At 67.2% G+C, this 19,070-nt stretch carries 9 protein-coding genes; 6 read left to right on the top strand and 3 right to left on the bottom strand.

The genetic code is table 11. The annotated features are described in order from the left end of the window. The first annotated feature begins 143 nt into the window (after nucleotides 1-143). Entirely contained in the window at nucleotides 144-1,970 is a 1,827-nt protein-coding gene (ggt, locus tag WMF27_RS43375) for a gamma-glutamyltransferase (protein ID WP_437763005.1), read from the top strand. A gap of 864 nt (nucleotides 1,971-2,834) precedes the next feature. Further along, nucleotides 2,835-7,796, top strand: coding sequence for an AAA family ATPase (locus tag WMF27_RS43370; RefSeq protein WP_437763006.1), 4,962 nt, complete (start codon nucleotides 2,835-2,837; stop codon nucleotides 7,794-7,796). Nucleotides 7,797-7,838: 42 nt separating this feature from the next. Here WMF27_RS43370 and WMF27_RS43365 read toward each other — a convergent pair whose 3' ends face one another. Beyond that, nucleotides 7,839-9,179, bottom strand: coding sequence for a cytochrome P450 (locus tag WMF27_RS43365; RefSeq protein WP_437763007.1), 1,341 nt, complete (start codon nucleotides 9,177-9,179; stop codon nucleotides 7,839-7,841). Nucleotides 9,180-9,478: 299 nt separating this feature from the next. Continuing rightward, nucleotides 9,479-10,504, bottom strand: coding sequence for a terpene synthase family protein (locus WMF27_RS43360; protein WP_437763008.1), 1,026 nt, complete (start codon nucleotides 10,502-10,504; stop codon nucleotides 9,479-9,481). A 1,493-nt stretch (nucleotides 10,505-11,997) separates the two neighbouring features. Between WMF27_RS43360 and WMF27_RS43355 the strand changes: the two genes are divergently transcribed. From WMF27_RS43355 to WMF27_RS43340, 4 genes are all read left to right on the top strand, one after another. Next, complete coding sequence (locus tag WMF27_RS43355; protein ID WP_437763009.1) at nucleotides 11,998-12,318, top strand: hypothetical protein; 321 nt, start codon at nucleotides 11,998-12,000, stop codon at nucleotides 12,316-12,318. Between the two features lie 749 nt (nucleotides 12,319-13,067). Continuing rightward, entirely contained in the window at nucleotides 13,068-13,736 is a 669-nt protein-coding gene (locus WMF27_RS43350) for a TetR/AcrR family transcriptional regulator (RefSeq protein ID WP_437763010.1), read from the top strand. 22 nt (nucleotides 13,737-13,758) lie between these two features. Continuing rightward, complete coding sequence (locus tag WMF27_RS43345) at nucleotides 13,759-14,523, top strand: SDR family NAD(P)-dependent oxidoreductase (RefSeq protein WP_437763011.1); 765 nt, start codon at nucleotides 13,759-13,761, stop codon at nucleotides 14,521-14,523. Nucleotides 14,524-14,726: 203 nt separating this feature from the next. Next, on the top strand, nucleotides 14,727-16,253 hold the full coding sequence (locus WMF27_RS43340) for an ATP-binding cassette domain-containing protein (RefSeq protein ID WP_437763012.1): 1,527 nt from the start codon (nucleotides 14,727-14,729) through the stop codon (nucleotides 16,251-16,253). 46 nt (nucleotides 16,254-16,299) lie between these two features. On the opposite strand, the gene WMF27_RS43335 is transcribed toward WMF27_RS43340, so the two are convergent. After that, the gene (locus WMF27_RS43335) at nucleotides 16,300-18,522 is read right to left on the bottom strand and encodes a S46 family peptidase (RefSeq protein ID WP_437763013.1); all 2,223 of its coding nucleotides are present in this window, start codon (nucleotides 18,520-18,522) and stop codon (nucleotides 16,300-16,302) included. Between the last annotated feature and the right edge of the window lie 548 nt (nucleotides 18,523-19,070).

Here is a 19,070-nt window from a genome sequence, read left to right as displayed (position 1 = left end):
CTCGTTCGCCAGAGAGCGGTACAGCTGATCAGCAGATGCCCGAACAGCTGTGACGGATCCCCGTGGAGAACCCTCCGGCCGCGCTCGCGCGGCCGCGCCTCCGGCCTTCGAGCGGCGCGGGGCCTGGGCTATAAGCCGCCGCGATGAAGCTCCGCGCCTGGCATCGATTGCTCGCCGTCGTCCTCCTCGCGGGCTGCGAGGCCGCCGTCCCGCCTCCTCCGCCCGCGCCGCCCCCGCCCCCGTCGCCGAGCGCCGCCCCGGCCTCGGCGCCTGCGCCCGCGCCCGCGCCGGCCACGCCGGCGTCGCGGTTCCCCGCCGGGTGGCCTTACCCCGAGGGCGCGCCGCCGGTCCGCGGCCCCTCGATGGTCACGAGCGACGCCGGCCTCGCCACGAAGGTGGGCGCGGAGGTCCTCGCCTCGGGCGGCAACGCCGTCGACGCGGCGGTCGCGACGGCGTTCGCGCTGGCCGTGGTGCACCCGACGGCCGGCAACCTCGGCGGCGGCGGGTTCATGGTCGCGCGCGTCGGCGACAAGGAGCACGCGCTCGACTTCCGCGAGACCGCGCCGGGCAAGGCGACCCACGACATGTACCGGGGCAAGGACGGCAAGGCCACGGAGAGCGCGCGCGTCGGCCACCTCGCGGTCGGCGTGCCCGGCAGCGTGGCGGGGCTCTGGGAAGCGTACGACAAGCTCGGCTCCAAGAAGAAGACCTGGGCCGAGCTCGTCGCGCCCGCGATCCGGCTCGCGAAGGAGGGCTTCCCGGTCGACGAGAACTTCGCGACGACGGTCAAGGCCGCGTCGGGCAAGCTCAAGCGCTTCCCGGCGTCGGTCGCGCTGTTCCTGCCGGGCGGCGCCCCCATCGAGATCGGCGCCACGTGGAAATCGCCCGAGCTCGCGGCGACGCTCGAGCGCATCGCGGAGAAGGGGCCCGGGGGCTTTTACGAGGGCAAGACCGCCGAGCTCTTCGTGGCCGAGATGCGGCGGGGCAAGGGCATCATCACGGCCGCGGACCTCAAGGGCTACAAGGCGAAGTGGCGCGAGCCCGTCGTCTTCGAGTACCGCGGGCGCCGCGTCGCATCGATGCCGCTCCCGTCGTCGGGCGGCCTCGCCCTCGCGATGATCGCGCACCAGCTGGACGGGCTCGACGTCGCCAGGCTCGGCTGGCACTCGCCGTCGCACGTGCACGTGGTCGCCGAGGCGATGCGGCGGGTGTTCCTCGCGCGCAACGAGGTCCTCGGGGATCCCGATTTCGTGAAGAACCCGGTGGAGGAGCTGCTCTCGGTCGCGTGGGCCGAGAAGCAGCGCGCCACGATCGCGGCCGACCGCGCGACGCCCACGGACGAGCTCGCCCGCGGCGCGGCGGTCAAGGACTCGGGCGGGCGCGGCCCGCACACGACGCATTTCTCGGTGGTCGACGCGCAGGGCAACGCCGTCGCGCTGACCACGACGCTGAACGGCTGGTACGGCTCGGGGGTGACGGTGACCGGCGCCGGCTTCGTGCTGAACAACGAGATGGATGACTTCGCCGCCGTGCCCGGCACCCCGAACCAGTTCGGCCTGGTGCAGGGGGAGGCCAACTCGATCGCTCCCGGCAAGCGCATGCTCTCGTCGATGTCGCCGACGATCGTGACGGGGAAGGACGGGCGCGTGGAGCTCGTGCTCGGCGCCGCCGGCGGCCCGACGATCCTCACTGCGGTGTTCCAGATCCTCTCGAACGTGGTCGACTTCGGCTTCGACGTGACCACGGGGGTCAACGCGCCGCGCTTCCACCACCAGGACTACCCCGACAAGCTGTTCGTCGAGAAGGGCGGCTTTTCCGACGAGCTGAGGAGCGCGCTCGGCGCCATGGGCCACACCCTCGACGACCGCGGGCACATCGCCGACGCACCGTCGATCGGCCGCGAGGGCGCCGCGTTCGCCGGCGCGCGGGAGCCTCGGCGGCCCGGCTCCGAGGCGGCCGCCGGGAAGTAGCGCCGGCGGGGCGCCGCGCCCCACATCGGCTCACGCGACGCCTGCGTATCCCACAACGGGCGGGATCCATGGCCTGCTCCGGACCGGCAGACCGGCGCCGCGGCGCGCTCGGGGGCGCCGCCAGGCGGGGAGCCTCGACAGCGAGCCACGCCCCGTCGATGGACCCACCCGACCCACGTGACCCACCCGACCCACGTTGTCGCCCGCCGGGCGACGCATGTTCTCGGGACAACATCGCAACGATCAACCGGTCAGGCGTCTCCCTGCCTCTCTCCCAGGGGCCAATCGCCGCTCATTTCGATGGCCTACCGCCTCGAGACGCGCCGCGCATCAGGCAATTCCCTAAGGGAATCCCTCCTTGTCTGGCGCACGTTGGCCGTTCCCCGTTCCCGGCACGCGCGTGCACCACAGGCACGCGCGTGCGCCACAATGGACTGTGGCGCCCCTCCTCGTGGCGTCATCGCGTGATGCGCTCCCGGCGGCCCTCTGCGCCACGGAGCGCCGTGAGTCCGGGCGGCGAGGCGACGCTGTGTCGCATTTGCTCCTTCCCTCGAGCCGAGTCGTGCTTCGCTCGCCTGACGCGCGGCGTCTCGGCGGCGGAGCCCGCCAGGAGCGCTCGATCCGCGCGCGGCGCCGCGGCGGTTCGACCTTGACACAACCCGTCCGTTTCGATTGCGTAGGGCGATGCGCCCCGCCGAGCATGTTCGCTGCCCCGGCGGATCGCGCGGCCGCCTCTCGCCTTCCTTGAGTTCAGCGCCCCGAGGAGCTGCCGTGAAGCGGGGGACTGCGGCTTGACACGGACCGAGATACCGACTGAACGCCGCGCTGGGTAAATAGCCCTGTCACTCCAGGGGGGTCGCCGTCATGGTGGAGCTGTTGAATCACGAGTTGCTCGAGACGCTGCACGATGGTGCTCGCAGCAGCGTCTATCTCGGCCGGAGGAAGAGCACGGGCAAGATGTGCGTCATCAAGGTCGCGCGCAAGGGTGTCAATGGCACCCGCAACGTGGCGATCCTGAAGCGCCAGTACGAGATCACGAAGCACCTCGACCTGGATGGGGTCGTGCGGGTCCACGAGCTCGAGGTCCGGCTCGATTACGCCGCGCTCGTCATGGAGTACTTCGCCGGCCGCTCGCTGCGGGCGATCATCGACGGCAACGGGCAGGGCGTCGGGCTCGCGCAGGCGGTGAGGATAGCGCTCCAGCTCGCGGACACGCTCGGGGCGATCCATGAGCGGAACATCGTCCACAAGGACATCAAGCCGAGCAACATCATCGTCGACAGCGACGTGCGCACGTCGAAGCTCACGGACTTCTCCATCGCCTCGCTCCTGCCCGGGGAGCGCGCGGCGGTCGTCGACCCCTGGTCGGTCGGCGAGGGCACGCTGCAGTACATCTCGCCCGAGCAGACGGGCCGGATGAACCGGTCGATCGACTTCCGCTCGGACTATTACTCGCTCGGGGTCACGCTCTACGAGCTCACGACGCGGCGCCTCCCGTTCGAGACGACGGATCCGCTGGAGCTCGTGCACCATCACATCGCGAAGACGCCTGTCGCGCCGCACCTGATCCGGCCGGCGATCCCGGAGGCGCTCTCCCGGGTGATCATGAAGCTGCTCTCGAAGACGGCGGAGGATCGGTATCAGAGCACCTTCGGCCTGAAGGCCGATCTGAAGGCCTGCCTCGACATGCTGGAGCACGGGACGCCGGCCGTCGACTTCGTACCGGGGACGAAGGACAAGCCCACGCGGCTCCAGGTATCGCAGAAGCTGTACGGCCGGCAGGAGGAGGTCGGCGCGTTGATGGCGGCCTTCAAGGACATCAGCGGGTCGGGTCCGGAGGCGGCCGAGGGTGGCCGCTCGGAGCTCGTCCTCGTGGCCGGCTACTCCGGCGTGGGCAAGTCGGCGGTGGTCAACGAGATCCACAAGCCGATCGCGAAGGAGGCGGGCTACTTCGCCGCCGGGAAGTTCGACCAGTTCACGCGCAACGTCCCGTACGCGGCCGTGCTCGCGGCGCTGCGGGAGATCGTCCGGCAGATCCTCACGGAGAGCAGGAATGAGCTCGCCGACTGGAAGGCCAAGATCCTCGCGGCGGTGTCGCCGAACGGCCAGGTGATCGCCGAGGTGATCCCGGAGATCGAGCTCATCATCGGGAAGCAGGAACCTGTCCGCGCCCTAGGCCCCGCCGAAACACGCAATCGATTCAACCTGACGTTCCGGAATTTCATCGGCGCGATCGCGTTGAAGACCAGAGCGCTCGTTCTGTTCCTGGATGATCTACAGTGGGCCGACACAGGATCCCTCAATCTTCTCCGCGTGCTCGTGGAGGACCCCGACATCCATTACCTGCTGCTGATTGGCGCCTATCGCGACAACGAGCTCGACGATGCGCATCCGCTGACAATGATGCTGAGCGCGCTCGTCAGCACCAATAGGCGCACGCTCACGCTGAAGCCGCTAGCACCCGAGCACGTAAATCAGCTCGTATCTGACACACTGGGCTCATCCCACGACGAATGTCGCCCGCTCTCGGAGCTGATCTACAAGAAGACGCACGGCAATCCATTCTTTACAATACAGTACCTGACAAACCTCAACCGCGAAGGGCACCTGCGTTTCAGTTCGGATCAGGGCGCATGGCGATGGAATTCTTCTGAAATCGAGAAATTCGCGTCCGCGGAGAACGTGGTCGATTTCATGATACGTATGATAGGCGGCCTGGACGATGCCACACAGCGGGTCCTGCGGTATGCAGCATGCATAGGCAATAGATTCGACCTGAAGCTGATCGCATTCATCGATGGCGCGGGTCTGGGCGCCACCGAGGAGAACCTATGGGCAGCGCTAGAGGCGGGGCTCGTCATCCCAGTCGACGGCGCCTACAAGGTCGCGCGGTTCCTCGACGGCGAGCAGGAGACCTCGGCCACGTACAAATTCTCCCACGACCGTGTGCAGCAGGCGGCATACGGGATGCTTCCGGAGAGCGAACGCGAAATCATTCATCTGAAGCTCGGATGGCTGATGCTCCAGCAGACGCCGCCCGAGTCGCTCGAGGAACGCATCTACGAGATCGTCGCACATCTCAACATGGCCGCGCCGCTCATCGTCGACACAGGGAAGCGCTATGAAGCCGCATCGCTCAACCTGAGAGCTGGGCAGAAGGCGAGGCTATCGACCGCGTACGGCCCCAGCGTGCAATGTCTCCGCGCCGCCGCCGCCTTTCTCCCAAAGGACTCCTGGGAGACGAACCATGAGCTGTCGCTCCGCGTTTACACAGACCTCGCCGAGCTCGAGTACCTGACCATCAACTTCAAGCGCGCGGAGGAATGCGCGGAGATCGTCGAATCCCGCGCCAAGGACGTCTTCGAAAAGATCGGGATATACGAGACTCGCATCGAGTTCTATATCTCACAAAACCGCATGCACGACGCCATCGAGATGGGGATGAGCGTGCTCGCCATGCTCCATGTTCCGCTCTCTGCGGCACCGCCTGCGAACCTCGACCTGGCTCGGCTGGCCCAGCTCCCGCCGATCACGGACAGGCGGATGCATGCAGCGATAAAGATGCTCTCCTCCATATTTCCAGCCGTCTATCTCGCGAGCCCCCACCTGCTGCCGCCCATCGCGTTCACGATGGTGGACATCTGCACGCAGTACGGAAACTCTCCTATCGCCGCATTCGCTTACGCCATTTACGGCATCATCCAGTGCGGCTTCATGGGGAACTTCGACGTGGGGCTCGAGCTTGGCCGCGCCGCGCTCGACCTTGTCCAGCGCTTCGGCGCGGTCGAGCTCGAGTGCAAGATTTACGCGTCCATGTATGTATTCATTCATCCCTGGAAGCGCCACTTGAAGGAGACGATCGATCCGCTGCTGCACGCTGTTCAGGTCGGCCTGGAGACAGGCGACATTGACTATGTTGGCTACAGCACGGCTCGCCATTCAACACACTCGCTATTTGCGGGGGTGGATCTGGCGACCACGGAGCTGCGGATGAAGCACTCCGTGGAGCTGTCGATCAAGCTCAACCAACAGTACTCTATATATTACAACAGAATCTGGAAGCAGCTAGTTCATGGGTTGCGAGAGGTATCAGCGGAGAAGTCGAGCCTCGTTGGGGAGAGCTTCGATGAGACGACGATGATCCCATGCCTCGGGCAAGCCAGGACATCCATGTTCTCGCTGCATCTCGCGAAGGGCATGCTGCTGTACTACTTTGGCAATCCAAGGCATGCTTACGATTCGCTCCGTGCCGGCGAGGAGTACCAAGACGCGGTCGCCGGCATCTACATCGTGGTCCAGCACAATTTCTATTACTCCCTCTCAATCCTCGCCGCCTTCGGGGGGCTCGCGGAGACGGAACGCGACGCAGCGCTCGCCAAGGTGGAGGCGAATCAACACAGACTCGAGGTGTGGGCGCGCTCTGCTCCCGAGAACAACCAGCACAAGCACGACCTGGTGAGCGCCGAGCATGCGCGCGTGAAGCGGGCCACGATCGAGGCGATGGAGCTCTATGACCGCGCGATCCAGGGGGCTCGGAGCCACGGGTTCATCCACGAGGAGGCCCTCGCGTGCGAGCTCGCGTCGTCTTTCTACCGCGATCTGGGTCGGAGAGAAATCGCCCATCACTACATGACGATGGCCTACCGAGGGTACTCGCTGTGGGGCGCCAAAGCGAAGTGCCAGAGCCTGGTTTCCGCGTTCCCTCAGCTCATGCTCGAGGAAACGCCCGAGCAATCGTCGTCGGTAGCGGGAACGACCACTCACGATGGGGCGGCCCTGGATCTCTTGAGCGTCATCAAGGCGTCGCAGGCCGTGGCGAGCGAGATCGTGCTCGAGAGACTGCTGGAAAACCTCATGAATATCGTGCTCGAGAACGTTGGCGCACAATCAGGCGTGCTCGCTCTAGCCCGCGGCGAGGAGCTGTTCGTGGAGGCCGAGGGGACTGTGGAGCCGAAGCAGGTTCACGTGCTGAAAGGCCTGCCGATCGCCTCCTGCAACAGAGTCCCGCTGTCCGTGGTGAGCTATGTGCAGCGAACGCTACAGAGTGTTCTGTTGGACAACGCAGCCGCGGATCCCCGATTCTCCGGCGATCCATACATCCAGGCGAGGCAGACGAAATCGCTTATGTGCATGCCTATCATTCGGCAGGGTCGGCTCGTCGGCGTGCTCTACCTCGAGAACAATCTGTCGCTCGGACTCTTCACGAAAGATCGCTTCGAGCTCCTGAGCCTCCTGTCAGCTCAGGCGGCGATCTCGATCGAGAACGCGAAGCTGTACGATAGGCTGGAGCAAGCGGTCGCCGAACGTACCGAGGAGCTTCGCATCTCCAACGATCAGCTTCGTGAGGTGAACGACAGACTGCAGGTGGAGCTGGCGGAGCGCGAGCGCCTCCAGGAGGAGCGCGTTCAGATGCAGGAAGAAATCATCCAGGCCCAGCGCGCCCGGCTGCATGAGCTGTCGACGCCGATGATTCCGATCACGGACGACATCATGGTGATGCCGATCATCGGGACCATCGATGACAAGCGAGCCGCGCAGATGCTCGAGACCGCGATGGAGGGCGTAGCGGCGAGCTCGGCGCGGGTCGTCATCGTCGACATCACAGGGGTCAGGACTATGGATACGAGCGTGGCGAGCAGGCTGATGAGCCTGGCCAGAGCCGTAGCGCTGCTCGGGAGCAAGGCGATCCTCACCGGGCTCCGGCCTGCGGTTGCGCAAAGTCTGGTCGCGCTCGGCGTGGAGCTCGGTACGATCGAGACGAGGTCGAACCTCAAGGCAGGCATCGCCTACGCGATGAGGCGAACCGCGACGACGAGGCACGCCTGAACGGCGTTGCCGTACGCCCGAGAGCTCAAATGCGCTTCCGCGCTACGCGCGCTCGAACTGCACGTGTGAAGTTGACCAGGGGTGCGCTAGCGGAAAGTAGAGAGGGCGGGGCTCTGCCCCCCGGTGCGCCGGTCGCAGCCCCCTCTTCTTGCACCCGCGCGCTAGTGCGACCAGCAGGCAGACCGCCTCGAAGAGCGCAAGCCCGTAGCCCAGGCAGAAATGCGAACCACCGCCGAACGGCGAGAGCTCCAACGGCGTGGGGGCTTTGGCTCGACCCATCCAGCGCCCGAGATCGAAACGATCGGGATCGGAGAAGACATTCGGATCACGCCCGAGGGCGGCCGGGCTGATCGCGAGCGGAGTACCGGCCTTGATGTGACGACCTGAGCTCACGACGTCGTTCACGGCTGTACGAAGTATGAACCACACCGGCGCATGCATCCGAAGCGTCTCACGGAATATGGCTTCAGCGACGGGAAAGCTGCGCAACTCCTTCGGCGACGCTGGCAGGGAACTGTCCGGCTGAGCTTCATACTCGTCCACGAGCGCGTCCCATAGCGCGGGTCGGCGCGCCAACAGGAAGAGCATCCACGCCAGGACCGAGGCGGACGTTTCATGCCCCGCCAGGAGCATGGCGCGCAGGTTGTCGACCAGCTCGTCGGTCGAGAGCGGTTCACCGCTTTCGTCGCGAGCGTTCACCAGCCCGCTCAGTACACCGCCCTCCGCGTGACCGTGGCGTGCCCGGGCGATGAGCCGCGCAAGCTCGGCGTCGAGCCACATCCGAGCTCGAGCCGAGCGATAGCGCGGCAGCCCCGGCAGGTGGCCCGGCACGGGAAAGAGACCGAGCGCGAAATCACGGTAAGCCACCTTCCAGTCTTGCAAGCGATCGACGGGCGCGCCAGAGATCCGGAGGATAATCTCAAGCGTCAGATCCTTCATTTGCGGCAGCACGTCGACAGAGCCACGCGACAGCCACCTATCGATACGCGCCTCGATCAGCGACGCCAGCGGCACGGTGAGCTCGGAGATTGAGAGCCCGTGAAGCGACAAAGACGGGCTCAAGGCGGCACGCATGTGGCGGTGCGGCGCGCCATCGGTCGTGAGCAGAGACCGGCCTGCCATCTCGTCTAGATCGCTGTATGCGCCGTCATTGCTGACCGAGGGAGAGCGCAGGAGTTCGAGGCTCTCCAGCCCCATGCAAAAGAGCCGCTCGCGGCCGAAGCCGAGGTCAACCCAGAAGACCGGTCCGACCGTCGCCTGGCTGCGACGGAAGAGCCCTGTCGCATCCAGGTAGAGCAGCGGGAGGTGACCTAGAACGGGAACTCCGCCTGGAGCAACCGGATGATCCTCGCGTTGCGCGCAAGGGCGGCTGATCCGCCGCAAGGCCGCAGGCCACCGTGCACGCGAGGTATGGTCACCGGAGTGCTCTTGGCGCGTCGATGGTTGGTCACGGAGTGGAGGCGTTAGAGGAATCGCGCTAGCTGGCTCGAACACGTTCGTATAATTCATGTTAATGCCTTTGCTGATTCGATGTACCTGATGCGCTCATCGCCTTGGTGACACTCACGAATCCGGGTCGACTGGAGCCTCGGAGCTCGGCGTTGCATGTAGCGAGCGACCTCGAGACCGCCCCGAGGCGTGTCCGATGGTCCCGCCGGCGCGCCGGCAGGACCGATCCCTGGCTACAACGCCATGACCTGTTCGACCTTGGGATCCCCGACGATGCGCAGGTCGAGGGTCCGGCCGTAGGTGTACCGCGCTGCCAGAAGTTGCCACTCCAGCAGCCCACGCATCACGATCTCGAGGTGGTGCAGCCATGCGCGCACGGTGACGCCATCGGCGCCTGTCCACCCGAGCATCCTTTGCTTGATGGATATGTAACGTCGCACTTCGTCGTTGTGCATGAACACCGCGGTATGCAGCGCCTCCTCTTCGCTCATTCCGCTGTGGTGCATCAGCAGCGCCGGGACGTTCAGCGCATACGGGCGCCCTCGCTCCTTGTGAAATGACAGGATATCGTTCGCCCACGATATGACGACGGCTGCGGCTTTGCGCAGCTCCCGCATCGCGGGGTGCGCCGCGATCGCGGCTGGCAGCTCATGGCCGGAGGCGACCTCGATCAGATCGAAGATCGGGTAAGAGCCAGATGAGTCGACTCGGAGCTCCACGTAGTCCCTCAATCTCGGATAGGTCCCGGCGGTGCGATGCTCGATCTCGGCGAGCACGCCGCAATAGAAGTAGGTACGCATCGACTCGCAGAACCGAGATCTCCAGGCCACGCTGCTGAGCGCGCGCAAGCGTACGGCTAGGTCCAGCGCGCCATGGAGAAGCCTGTCCTGCGTGGGCTCCCTCGAAATGTCCGGCTCGGCCAGCGCGCTCAGGTACTCGTCGAAGCGCGCCGGAAGCACGGACGGCTTCGCAGTCGGGTGAATCAGCGACTCCATCGTATCATCCAGCAGCAGGTACCAGCCGATGAAATCGCTGATAAACTGCGCTACGTTCCCCGTCGCCGCCGGATACGCCAGCACCGTAGCGAGATCCGAGCGCATGCGCTTCAGGCTTCGGTGGGCCGGCGAGTCCGGCTGCACTACACCTTGCTGGATTGCCCAGGCCGCCGTCCTGTCGAGCAACGCATCATGCCCGTAGCGCAGCTGCACCCGCCAGCTCGTGGGATAGTACAGACCGATCCTGATATCACGAGGTTGCATACGACCCCTCGTGGTACGCGCACGCTCCCAGATCGCCCTTGCCGATGAGCGTGCAGGGCCTCCCATCTGCGCAGGAGTCCTGATTCAGCAGGGCCTGGGGAGCGTCGATCGAGCTCGCGCTCCAGTCGGCAGCGCCTGGCGCGACGCTCTCCCCGGTGTGGCAGCCGGGATGTCGTGGCAGTCTGATGGCCAGATTCATCACATCCGTCCGATATGGGGACATTTGTTCGTGTGCTCGTTCTCCCCCCTCTTAAGGCGCTGCGCTCGTCAGGCTGCGAGCACAACAGTTCACGACCGTCGAATTTTTCGTGAGTGATCCCCGCAACGCAGGAAGCCTCCCGAACAAATCGTGGGATATGTCATGGCCTTTTCGTCGCCTCTACGGGGCCATCGCAGATAGAATGACCATCAGGTCAATCAGTCCAGCGCACCTTACGTGAGGACGTAGACCAGTTCATCAAGGTGACGCGAATCACACATGACAACTGACACGTCGCGCCGTGCAGCCGTACCCGGTTACCGGCGGAAGACCGCTCGATTCCATTGCAGCGTCAGCAGCGAGCGACAAATCGAACACGCAATCGGTCGCTCCAAAGGCATACCAATGCCGCGATCCGACGCATGGCATACGCCTAGCCGTTCGCTGCACGCGCGGTATCCCGTACCTCCATCACAGCGAGTGCGGAGGCTCGTCAGAGGACCTTCAACGTCCCCACCTTAGCGTTCCGCCCACATTATGCAAGACAATACGACACGGTACGATTGCATGACGTGATGCCGGCGCGCTTCCATGACTTCACCGTGCATTCAATTACAGCTATGCGGAAGCACCTAGGATCTCATTGCAATGATGTGTACGCGGGGACTCGACGCTGCGGCACGGCGAGCTTGAGGTCGCGCCGCGCAAGGCCATGAGTGCATCGCGCAGGGAGAGATCGTGGCCTCCGTAGACGCCATCCAGAATCCCTCTGCTCGCTCATGGCGTTGACCGTCGCCGGCTCGACGGGAAGGCGATAGTGGATCCTCGCGCAGCGATCCGTGAGACCCGAGTGCAACGCGGCCTCAATCGCAGGAGCGCCTGCACGATCGACCGGACAGCGCGGCTGCCCCGCGGGTAGGGGGGAACCTGCAGATGCACCGTCATGCCGGGTGCAGGAAGATGTTGGCGAGCGGTTGCACCGGTCGATGAGTTCTTCACGCGGCCAGCGGGCGCACCGTCCGACTGCGCGGGATGCGCTTCAACCGCGCGACGTCAGCGGCGGTGCGTTGAACCACGTCAGTAGAGCAATTGGGGTTTAAACTAGGAGAGTGGAGGCCGAACGACGCGAGCATTCGAGGTTTTCCCGATGCCGGGCTCTCCCTTCACCAGCGCGCTCATGCGCTCGGCGTCAAGGCGTCGATGAGCGCTCGCTCGAGTGCCCGAGCGAAGCAAGCGAGCTATCGGCCCCTCTCCGTAGCCATACAGGTGGGTGTTTCACCGTTACGCGCGTCCAATGATGCGCCAATATTCCTCCATTTCGCGGGACGATATCATCGTCCACAACCGAATGCGCAATGATTTTTGTCATTCGCGAAGGCACGTCGCGACGCTCACGCGGCTGGAGGCGCCGGTCGACACCTGGCCCCCCGCAGGCTCGCTCCTCGCGACCTCAGACGCGACCAGCGAACGCCGCCAAGCGTTCGCAGTGAACTCATCCGATATGACTGCTGTCATTTTGGTAGTACTGCAACAGCGCTCGGCCGCGAAGCGTCGCGATCGCCGCCGGAGCCCCACGCGCTATCCACCCGATTTCGTCCATGCTGTGCAGCAATGAAATTTGCGGCAGGTTCGGGTTTCATTCGTGAAGTCCGGTTGGCCGATCTCGCTGCGCGGCTCCGCGGAGGGAACGAGCCCCAGAAACGGACCGCAGCAGCAAAAAATGACGCCGGACGCGAGCGTCGGGTCCACCAGGAGCGCCATCTCCCAGAAATGCTGAAGCGGCCGTAATCCAACGGCGGTGATATTTGCTTTGCAGCGAAGCAGGATTGCATGAGGCCACAGGACCTACATGCAAAATGGACGCCTGGCTCTATCGGAGCGCTTTCACGGCACCGCGATGTCGATCCCATACAGCGGGCGTCGCGGGATCACGACCATCGGCAATCGTCCCTTGCGGCAGCCGACCCAACCGGAGACAGCAGGACGAGGGCCGGATGCGCATGGCGCCGGATGGAATCGGTCCTGCTGGAATGGCAGAGCCATCGTCCCGGCACGCATTCTTCCATCAAGGCCCTGGGGTGCTGATGTTGGCAGCCCTCTCCGGCGGAGAAGTCTTTTTCTGGGGGCCACCCCTCCCCCGCGGCGTGCCGACCCCCGCCCCAATCCCTCGGGCACGGGCGTCGCGCTGGGGGCGGGGACCCCACGATGGCGAGAGGCCAGCGGCGCGGAGCGAGCGGCGCTCCGCCTCGGTGCGCTGACAGCCACCGCAGGTGAGGAATCTAACATCTCCGGAAGACGGACCGCCCGGCACCATGGTCCACCGCTTGACGATGCGACCGACCGGTCATATGACTGACCGGTCGCATGCCGAAGAGCACGTTCTTTGGGTTGCCCGAGGAGCGGCGGGGCCGCCTCGTGCGCGAGGCGATCGCCGAGTTCGCGGATCGCCCGTACGCCGAGGCCTCGCTCTCGCAGATCGCGCGCCGCGCCCGCATCCCCAAGGGGAGCTTCTATCAGTACTTCGAGGACAAGCTCGATCTCTACCGGTGGCTCCTGACCGAGGAGGTGCCGCGGCAGAAGCGCGCGTTCCTCGGCGCCGCGTGCCTGGAGGGGGACTTCTGGGCTCGCCTGGAGGTCCACATCGAGCGCGGCATGGCGTTCCTCGTGGAGCACCCGCGCCTCGCCCGCCTGTCCGCCGCGGCCGCCGACCCCACGGCGACGGCCGAGGTCCGCGGCCTCCACAAGGCCATCTGCGAGGCCGGCGCCGCGGAGCTCCGGGCCCTGCTCGCGGAGGGCATCGCGAGCGGCGCCGTCCGTTCCACCGACACGAGCCTCGAGGTGGCGACCCGGCTGGTCGCCGCCGTCATCGGCCCCGGGCTGACCGACGCGGTGCTCCAGGAGCTCGGGGCCGAGCTCCACGACGTGCTGGCCTCCGACGCGCTGCGAAAGCAGCTCGGCCCGAAGCGCCGCCGTCGCCTCGCCCAGCAGGCGGTCCAGTTCATCCAGCGCGGCCTCGGCGCGAGCACCGCGTGATTCCACCAGGAAAGGGAGCTTCATGATCACCTACGACTTCGCCGGACGCGTCGCGTTCATCACCGGGGGCACCTCGGGCATCGGCCTCGCGACAGCGCGCGCGTTCGCGCGAGGAGGGGCGCGCGTCGCCGTCGCCGCGCGCGACGGCGACGCCGGACAGCGGGCCTGCGCCGCGCTCGAGCGAGAGGGCGCGCCGGCGCTGTTCGTCCAGGCCGACGTGCGGGACGACGCCTCGATGAAGCGCGCCGTGGAAGAGACGATGAGGCGCTTCGAGCGGCTCGATTTCGCGGCGAATTGCGCGGGCGTCGGGGGCGACATGGCCCGCCTCGAGCGCGCCGATCAGGCGGTGTGGGACGACGTCATGGCGACCAACGCCCGCGGGATCTGGCTGGCCATGCGGCACGAGATCCCGGCCATGCTGGCGTCGGGCGGGGGCGCCATCGTCAACATGGGCTCCATCTACGGCGTCGCCGGGAAGCCGGCGCACCACGCCTACGTCGCGTCCAAGCACGCGGTCCTCGGGATGACGCGCTCGGTGGCGCTCGAGGTGGCGCCGCTCGGGATCCGCGTGAACGCCCTCTGCGCCGGCGTCACCCGCACGCCCGCCATGCAACAGGCGGAGGCGTTCGCGCCCGAGCTGGTGCAGGCGCTGGTCGCGCAGCATCCGATGGCGCGGATGGCCACCGAGGACGAGATCGCCGCCGCCGCGCTGTGGCTGTGCTCCGAGGGCGCGGGCTACGTGACCGGCGGCGCGATCCCGGTCGACGGCGGCTTCCTGGCGGCGTGACCGCGCCGATTGCGTGGGCCTCGACCGTCTGTTAGAGAGCACGGCTGACGCAAGAGGAGAGTGCTCCGGTGAAGATCAGCTCCTGAATCGGTCTCCGTCGCAGGTCGCGAGCGCGACAGGTGGCATCCCTGCTCCCTGGCCGCGCGAGGCAGCCTGCCCGTCCCGTGACCGGGCCATGTGGCCCTCTGGATTCAGGAGCTCGTATGTCGTTGTTGCGCGCGCAGCGCCTCTCCTTCTCTTATTCCGACGCGTCCACGATCCTCGCGGACGTCGATCTGAGCCTGACGCCCGGGTGGTACGGGATCGTCGGGCCGAACGGCGCCGGCAAGACGACGCTCCTCCGGCTCTTCGCCGGCGAGCTCGCGCCCGAGGCGGGGAGCTTGCGGCTCGATCCGCGGGGCGCGACCGTCGCGGTTTGCCCGCAGGCCGTGGAGCACGCCGACGCGGCCATCCATGCGCTGGCCGACGCCGAGGACGGCGCCGCGCGCAGGTTGCGCGGCGAGCTCTTGCTGGATCCGGCGGAGCTCGGGCGCTGGGCCACGCTGTCGCCCGGCGAGCGCAAGCGGTGGCAGATCGGCGCGGCGCTCGCCGCGGCGCCGGACCTGCTCCTGCTCGACGAGCCGACGAACCACATCGACGCGGACGCGCGGGCGCTGCTCGCCAGCGCGCTCGCGGGGTTCCAGGGGCTCGGGGCGTGCGTCTCGCACGATCGCGAGCTCCTCGACGCGCTGACCACCGGCACGATCCGGGTCGAGCGGGCCGCGGCCAGGCTCTATCCCGGCGGGTACAGCGCGGCAAAAGCGCTCTGGGAGGCCGAGGCGCGCGGGCGCGAGGAGGCGCACCAGCGGCTGCGCGCCGAGGAGCGGCAGCTCCGGCGCCGCCTCGGCGACGAGCGGCGGGCGCAGGCCTCGGCCGACGCGGACCGGAGCACGAAGCGGCGGATGAAGGGCCCGCGCGACAGCGACGCCCGGGGCCTGCTCGCGGACTTCCGCGTGTCGTCGGCCGAAGCGCGGCTGTCGCGCAACGTCGGCGTGACCCGGCGCAAGCTCGAGAAGGTGTCGGCCGAGGCGGGAGAGCTCGAGCTCGAGAAGGCGGTGGGCCGCAGCGTGTTCGTCGACTACGAGCGATCGCCCGCGCCGTGGCTGTTCGTGCTCGACGCGCCCCGGATCCACGCCGGCGGCGAGGGCGAGGGGCGGACGCTGCTGCGGGACGTGCGGCTCTCGGTCGGCCGCGAGGACCGCATCCGGATCGCGGGCCCGAACGGCGCTGGCAAGACGACGCTGGTGAACGCGCTGCTCGCCGGCGCGCGCGTGCCGGCGGACAAGGTGCTCCATGTGCCGCAGGAGCTCGGCGAGGCAGAGCAGCAGGCGCTCCTCGCGAGGGCGCGGCGCCTCCCTCCGGAGGAGCGCGGGCGGGTGATGTCGCTGGTGGCCGCGCTCGGGGTGGAGCCGGGGCCGCTGCTCGGGTCGGCGCGGCCGTCGCCCGGCGAGGCGCGCAAGCTGATGATCGCGCTGGGCCTCGGGCAACACGCGTGGGCGCTCGTGCTGGACGAGCCGACCAACCACCTCGACCTGCCCTCGATCGAGCGGCTGGAGCGCGCCCTCGCCGACTACCCGGGCGCGCTGCTCCTCGTCACGCACGACAGGGCGTTCGGGCGGAGCTGCACGTCGATCCTCTGGACGGTGGCCGGGGGAGAGGTGCGGGTGTCGTCCGACGACGCCGGCGCGTGACCCGCGCCGGCGTCCTCGCGATCGTGCTCTCGAGGTTGCGTCGCGCTCAGTCGATGGCCGGCTTGCCGCCCATCTCCTTCAGCACGGCGTCCGCGCCCGACACCGCGTCCATCACCCACTCCATGTAGCGGTGATCGACGTGGATGGTCCGGGTGATCGACGGCATGAACAGCCAGTCGGACGCCATCGCCTCGTAGTTGCCGTCGAAGGCGAGGCCCACGAGCTCACCGCGCGCGTTCAGCGTGGCAGAGCCGGAGTTGCCGTTCGTGATGTCGAGATCGCTCAGGAAGCAGACCGGCACCTCGCCGAGGTCCTTGTCCACGTACGGGCCGAACCGCTTCTCGCGCGCGGCCTCGAGCAGGGTCGTCGGGGTGTTGAACGGCGCCTCGCCGGTGCTCTTCTTCACGACCTCGCTGAGGGTGGTGAACGGGCGAACCACCGGCTTGTCGGCCTCCGGGCGGTACCCCCGCACGGTGCCGTACGTGACGCGGAGCGTGCCGTTCGCGTCGGGCGCCAGGAGGCCGCCCCGGTGCGCGCGGAGCGCCTCGACGAAGCGCGGCTTCACGAGGGCCATCGCCCCGGCGTAGGCCTTGTCGCGCGCCTCGATGGCCTTGTCGACCGGCGCGAGCTCGAGCGCCAGGCGGATCATCGGATCCCGGCTCGCCCGGAGCTCCTCGAGCGTCGCCGTCTTGAGCAGCTGGATCCGGGTCGCCGCGTCCTCGAGCGCCGTCTTCTCGTAGAGCGCGTCGATCGCCGCGGCGATGCCGGCCTCCGTCTGTGCCTCGCCGCCCGCGAGGGTCCCGAGCAGCGCGGGCCTGTCCTTCGGATCGAGCCGCAACGCGCGCCGCGTGGCCAGCTTGAAGGTGCTCCGATCGATCGCGCGGTCGTACGACTTCTGCAGCGACGCCTGCGCCTGCTCGAGGCGCTCCCAGTTGCGCTGCTGGTACTCGGCCTCGCGCTCGGCGTCGGCCTTCGGCCGCTCCTCCGCCATGCGCACGAGGGTGACCGCGGCGTCGAGGAGCCTCGCCGACGAGGCGATCTCCGACACGGCCGCGTCATGGTCGCGCGTCGCCAGCTGCCCGGCGTGCAGCGCCGCGATCCGCTCGATCGCGCCGCCGTAGGCCGCCTTGCGCTCGGGGTCGGCGTCGATCCAGGCCTTGAGGTCGCCCTCCTGCTTGGCCTTCTCCTTGGCCAGGCCGCCCTGGACCAGCCCGTCGAGCAGGCCGCGCGTCTTGAGCAGGTAGTTGGCGTAGCCCTGGATGGTCGGCTCCGCCTTGATCCGCAGGGCCGGGTCGTTCTTGCCGAGCTCCTCCAGGAGGGCGACCGACTCCTCGTAGAACGACACCCGCTTCGGGTACAGCCAGGAGACCGCGGACTCGACCTCCGCCGCGGTCCGGAGCCGGTTCGTCGTGCCGGGGTAGCCGGCGACCATCACCAGGTCGCCCTGGTGGAGCGGCGACGACGCGAGCTTCAGGTGGTGCGCCGGACGGTAAGGCACGTTGTCCTCGGCGTGGGCCGCCGGCCGGTTGTCCTTGCCGACATAGGCCCTGAAGAAGGCGAAATCGCCGGTGTGGCGCGGCCAGCGCCAGTTGTCGATATCACCGCCGAAGTTGCCGATCGCCTCCTGCGGGACATAGACGATACGTACGTCCTTGATCTCGAGCTGCTCGATCAAGGACACCTCGCCACCGCCGAAGTACTCGGCGATGGAGCAGCGGAGCTCGGGGCGCCCCTCCTCGCACGCGGTCACGAGCTGCTTCTTGCGCTTCTCGATCTCCTCGTAGCGCTCGAGATCGCCCTGGATGGCCTCGATGCCGCGCCGCACCTCGGCGGTGACGTCGCGGAACGCGCGGGTCACGAGCACGCGCGCGGTGGGGCCGGCCCATCGCTCCTCGGCGCGGGATTTCGCGAGGTAGCCGTTCGTCAGGAGGTCCTGCTCCGGGGTGGAGTTGTACTGGAGCGCCCTGGTCGAACAGTGGTGGTTCGTGGCGATGAGCCCATCGGGCGAGACGAACGAGGCCGAGCAGCCGCCCAGGCTCACCACCGCGCCGAGCGGGGACGCCGTGGGATCGGCGAGCGACTCGGGATCGATCTCGAGCCCGAGCGCCTTGAGCTGGTCCTTGTGCTGCCGCATCTGCTCCGGCATCCACATCCCGCCGGGGTTCTCGAAGGGCGCCGCCTGACCGGGCTCGGAGCCCGGCGGCCTGGTATCGCCCGCTTGCGGCCGCTCCGAGCCGCAACCCGGCGCGAACGCGGAGACCGCGAACAACGCCAGGAGCGTATGACTACATAGAGAGGAGTGAGACATGCGGTGTTGTTACCATCGTCGGTGAACAACGCAACCACATGGTAAATTTATAGTGACACAAGACACAGTAGAACGAGCCTAGTACTGCAGGTCAGAAATCCTGCCAGGGATCTGCCTCCCGAGCGGAGAGAGTTCAACGCAAAGACGCAAAGGCGCGAAGACGCAAAAATGCCCGACATTTGTTCTTTCTTTTGCGCCTTTGCGCCTTTGCGTCTTTGCGTTGAACCCTCTCTCTTGATCCGTGACCGGACTCCTGGTGCTTTGAGCTGGTGCGGGCAGGAGACGTGAGGATCCGGCTCGCGGGAAGCGTTGCGTGCGTGGTGATGGACACCGGATCTCATCGATGTTCATCGAGGCGAGCTTCGCCTGCTTCAGCGGGCTTGCCGGGACTTCATGTTCTCTGCGTCGGCCGGCCGAACTGGCATCCACGGCATTCCGGACAAGGCGCGCGCGGGGTGACGCCGCGCCAGGGCGGCGCGGGGGGTCGGTCGAGCTGCTCGTGCGGTGTG

Origin of the sequence: Sorangium sp. So ce281, assembly GCF_051527395.1 — a bacterium.
In the GTDB taxonomy this organism is placed as follows: Bacteria; Myxococcota_A; Polyangia; order Polyangiales; family Polyangiaceae; genus Sorangium; species Sorangium cellulosum_B.
This window is presented reverse-complemented; position numbering and strand designations above follow the sequence as displayed.

Excerpts from the sequence above, each read along its gene's own strand:
- WMF27_RS43370 (WP_437763006.1), top strand. The coding sequence starts at position 2,835 with ATGGTGGAGCTGTTGAATCACGAGTTGCTCGAGACGCTGCACGATGGT.
- WMF27_RS43355 (WP_437763009.1), top strand. The coding sequence starts at position 11,998 with ATGATGCGCCAATATTCCTCCATTTCGCGGGACGATATCATCGTCCAC.
- ggt (WP_437763005.1), top strand. The coding sequence starts at position 144 with ATGAAGCTCCGCGCCTGGCATCGATTGCTCGCCGTCGTCCTCCTCGCG.
- WMF27_RS43340 (WP_437763012.1), top strand. The coding sequence starts at position 14,727 with ATGTCGTTGTTGCGCGCGCAGCGCCTCTCCTTCTCTTATTCCGACGCG.
- WMF27_RS43350 (WP_437763010.1), top strand. The coding sequence starts at position 13,068 with ATGCCGAAGAGCACGTTCTTTGGGTTGCCCGAGGAGCGGCGGGGCCGC.
- WMF27_RS43360 (WP_437763008.1), bottom strand. The coding sequence starts at position 10,504 with ATGCAACCTCGTGATATCAGGATCGGTCTGTACTATCCCACGAGCTGG.
- WMF27_RS43345 (WP_437763011.1), top strand. The coding sequence starts at position 13,759 with ATGATCACCTACGACTTCGCCGGACGCGTCGCGTTCATCACCGGGGGC.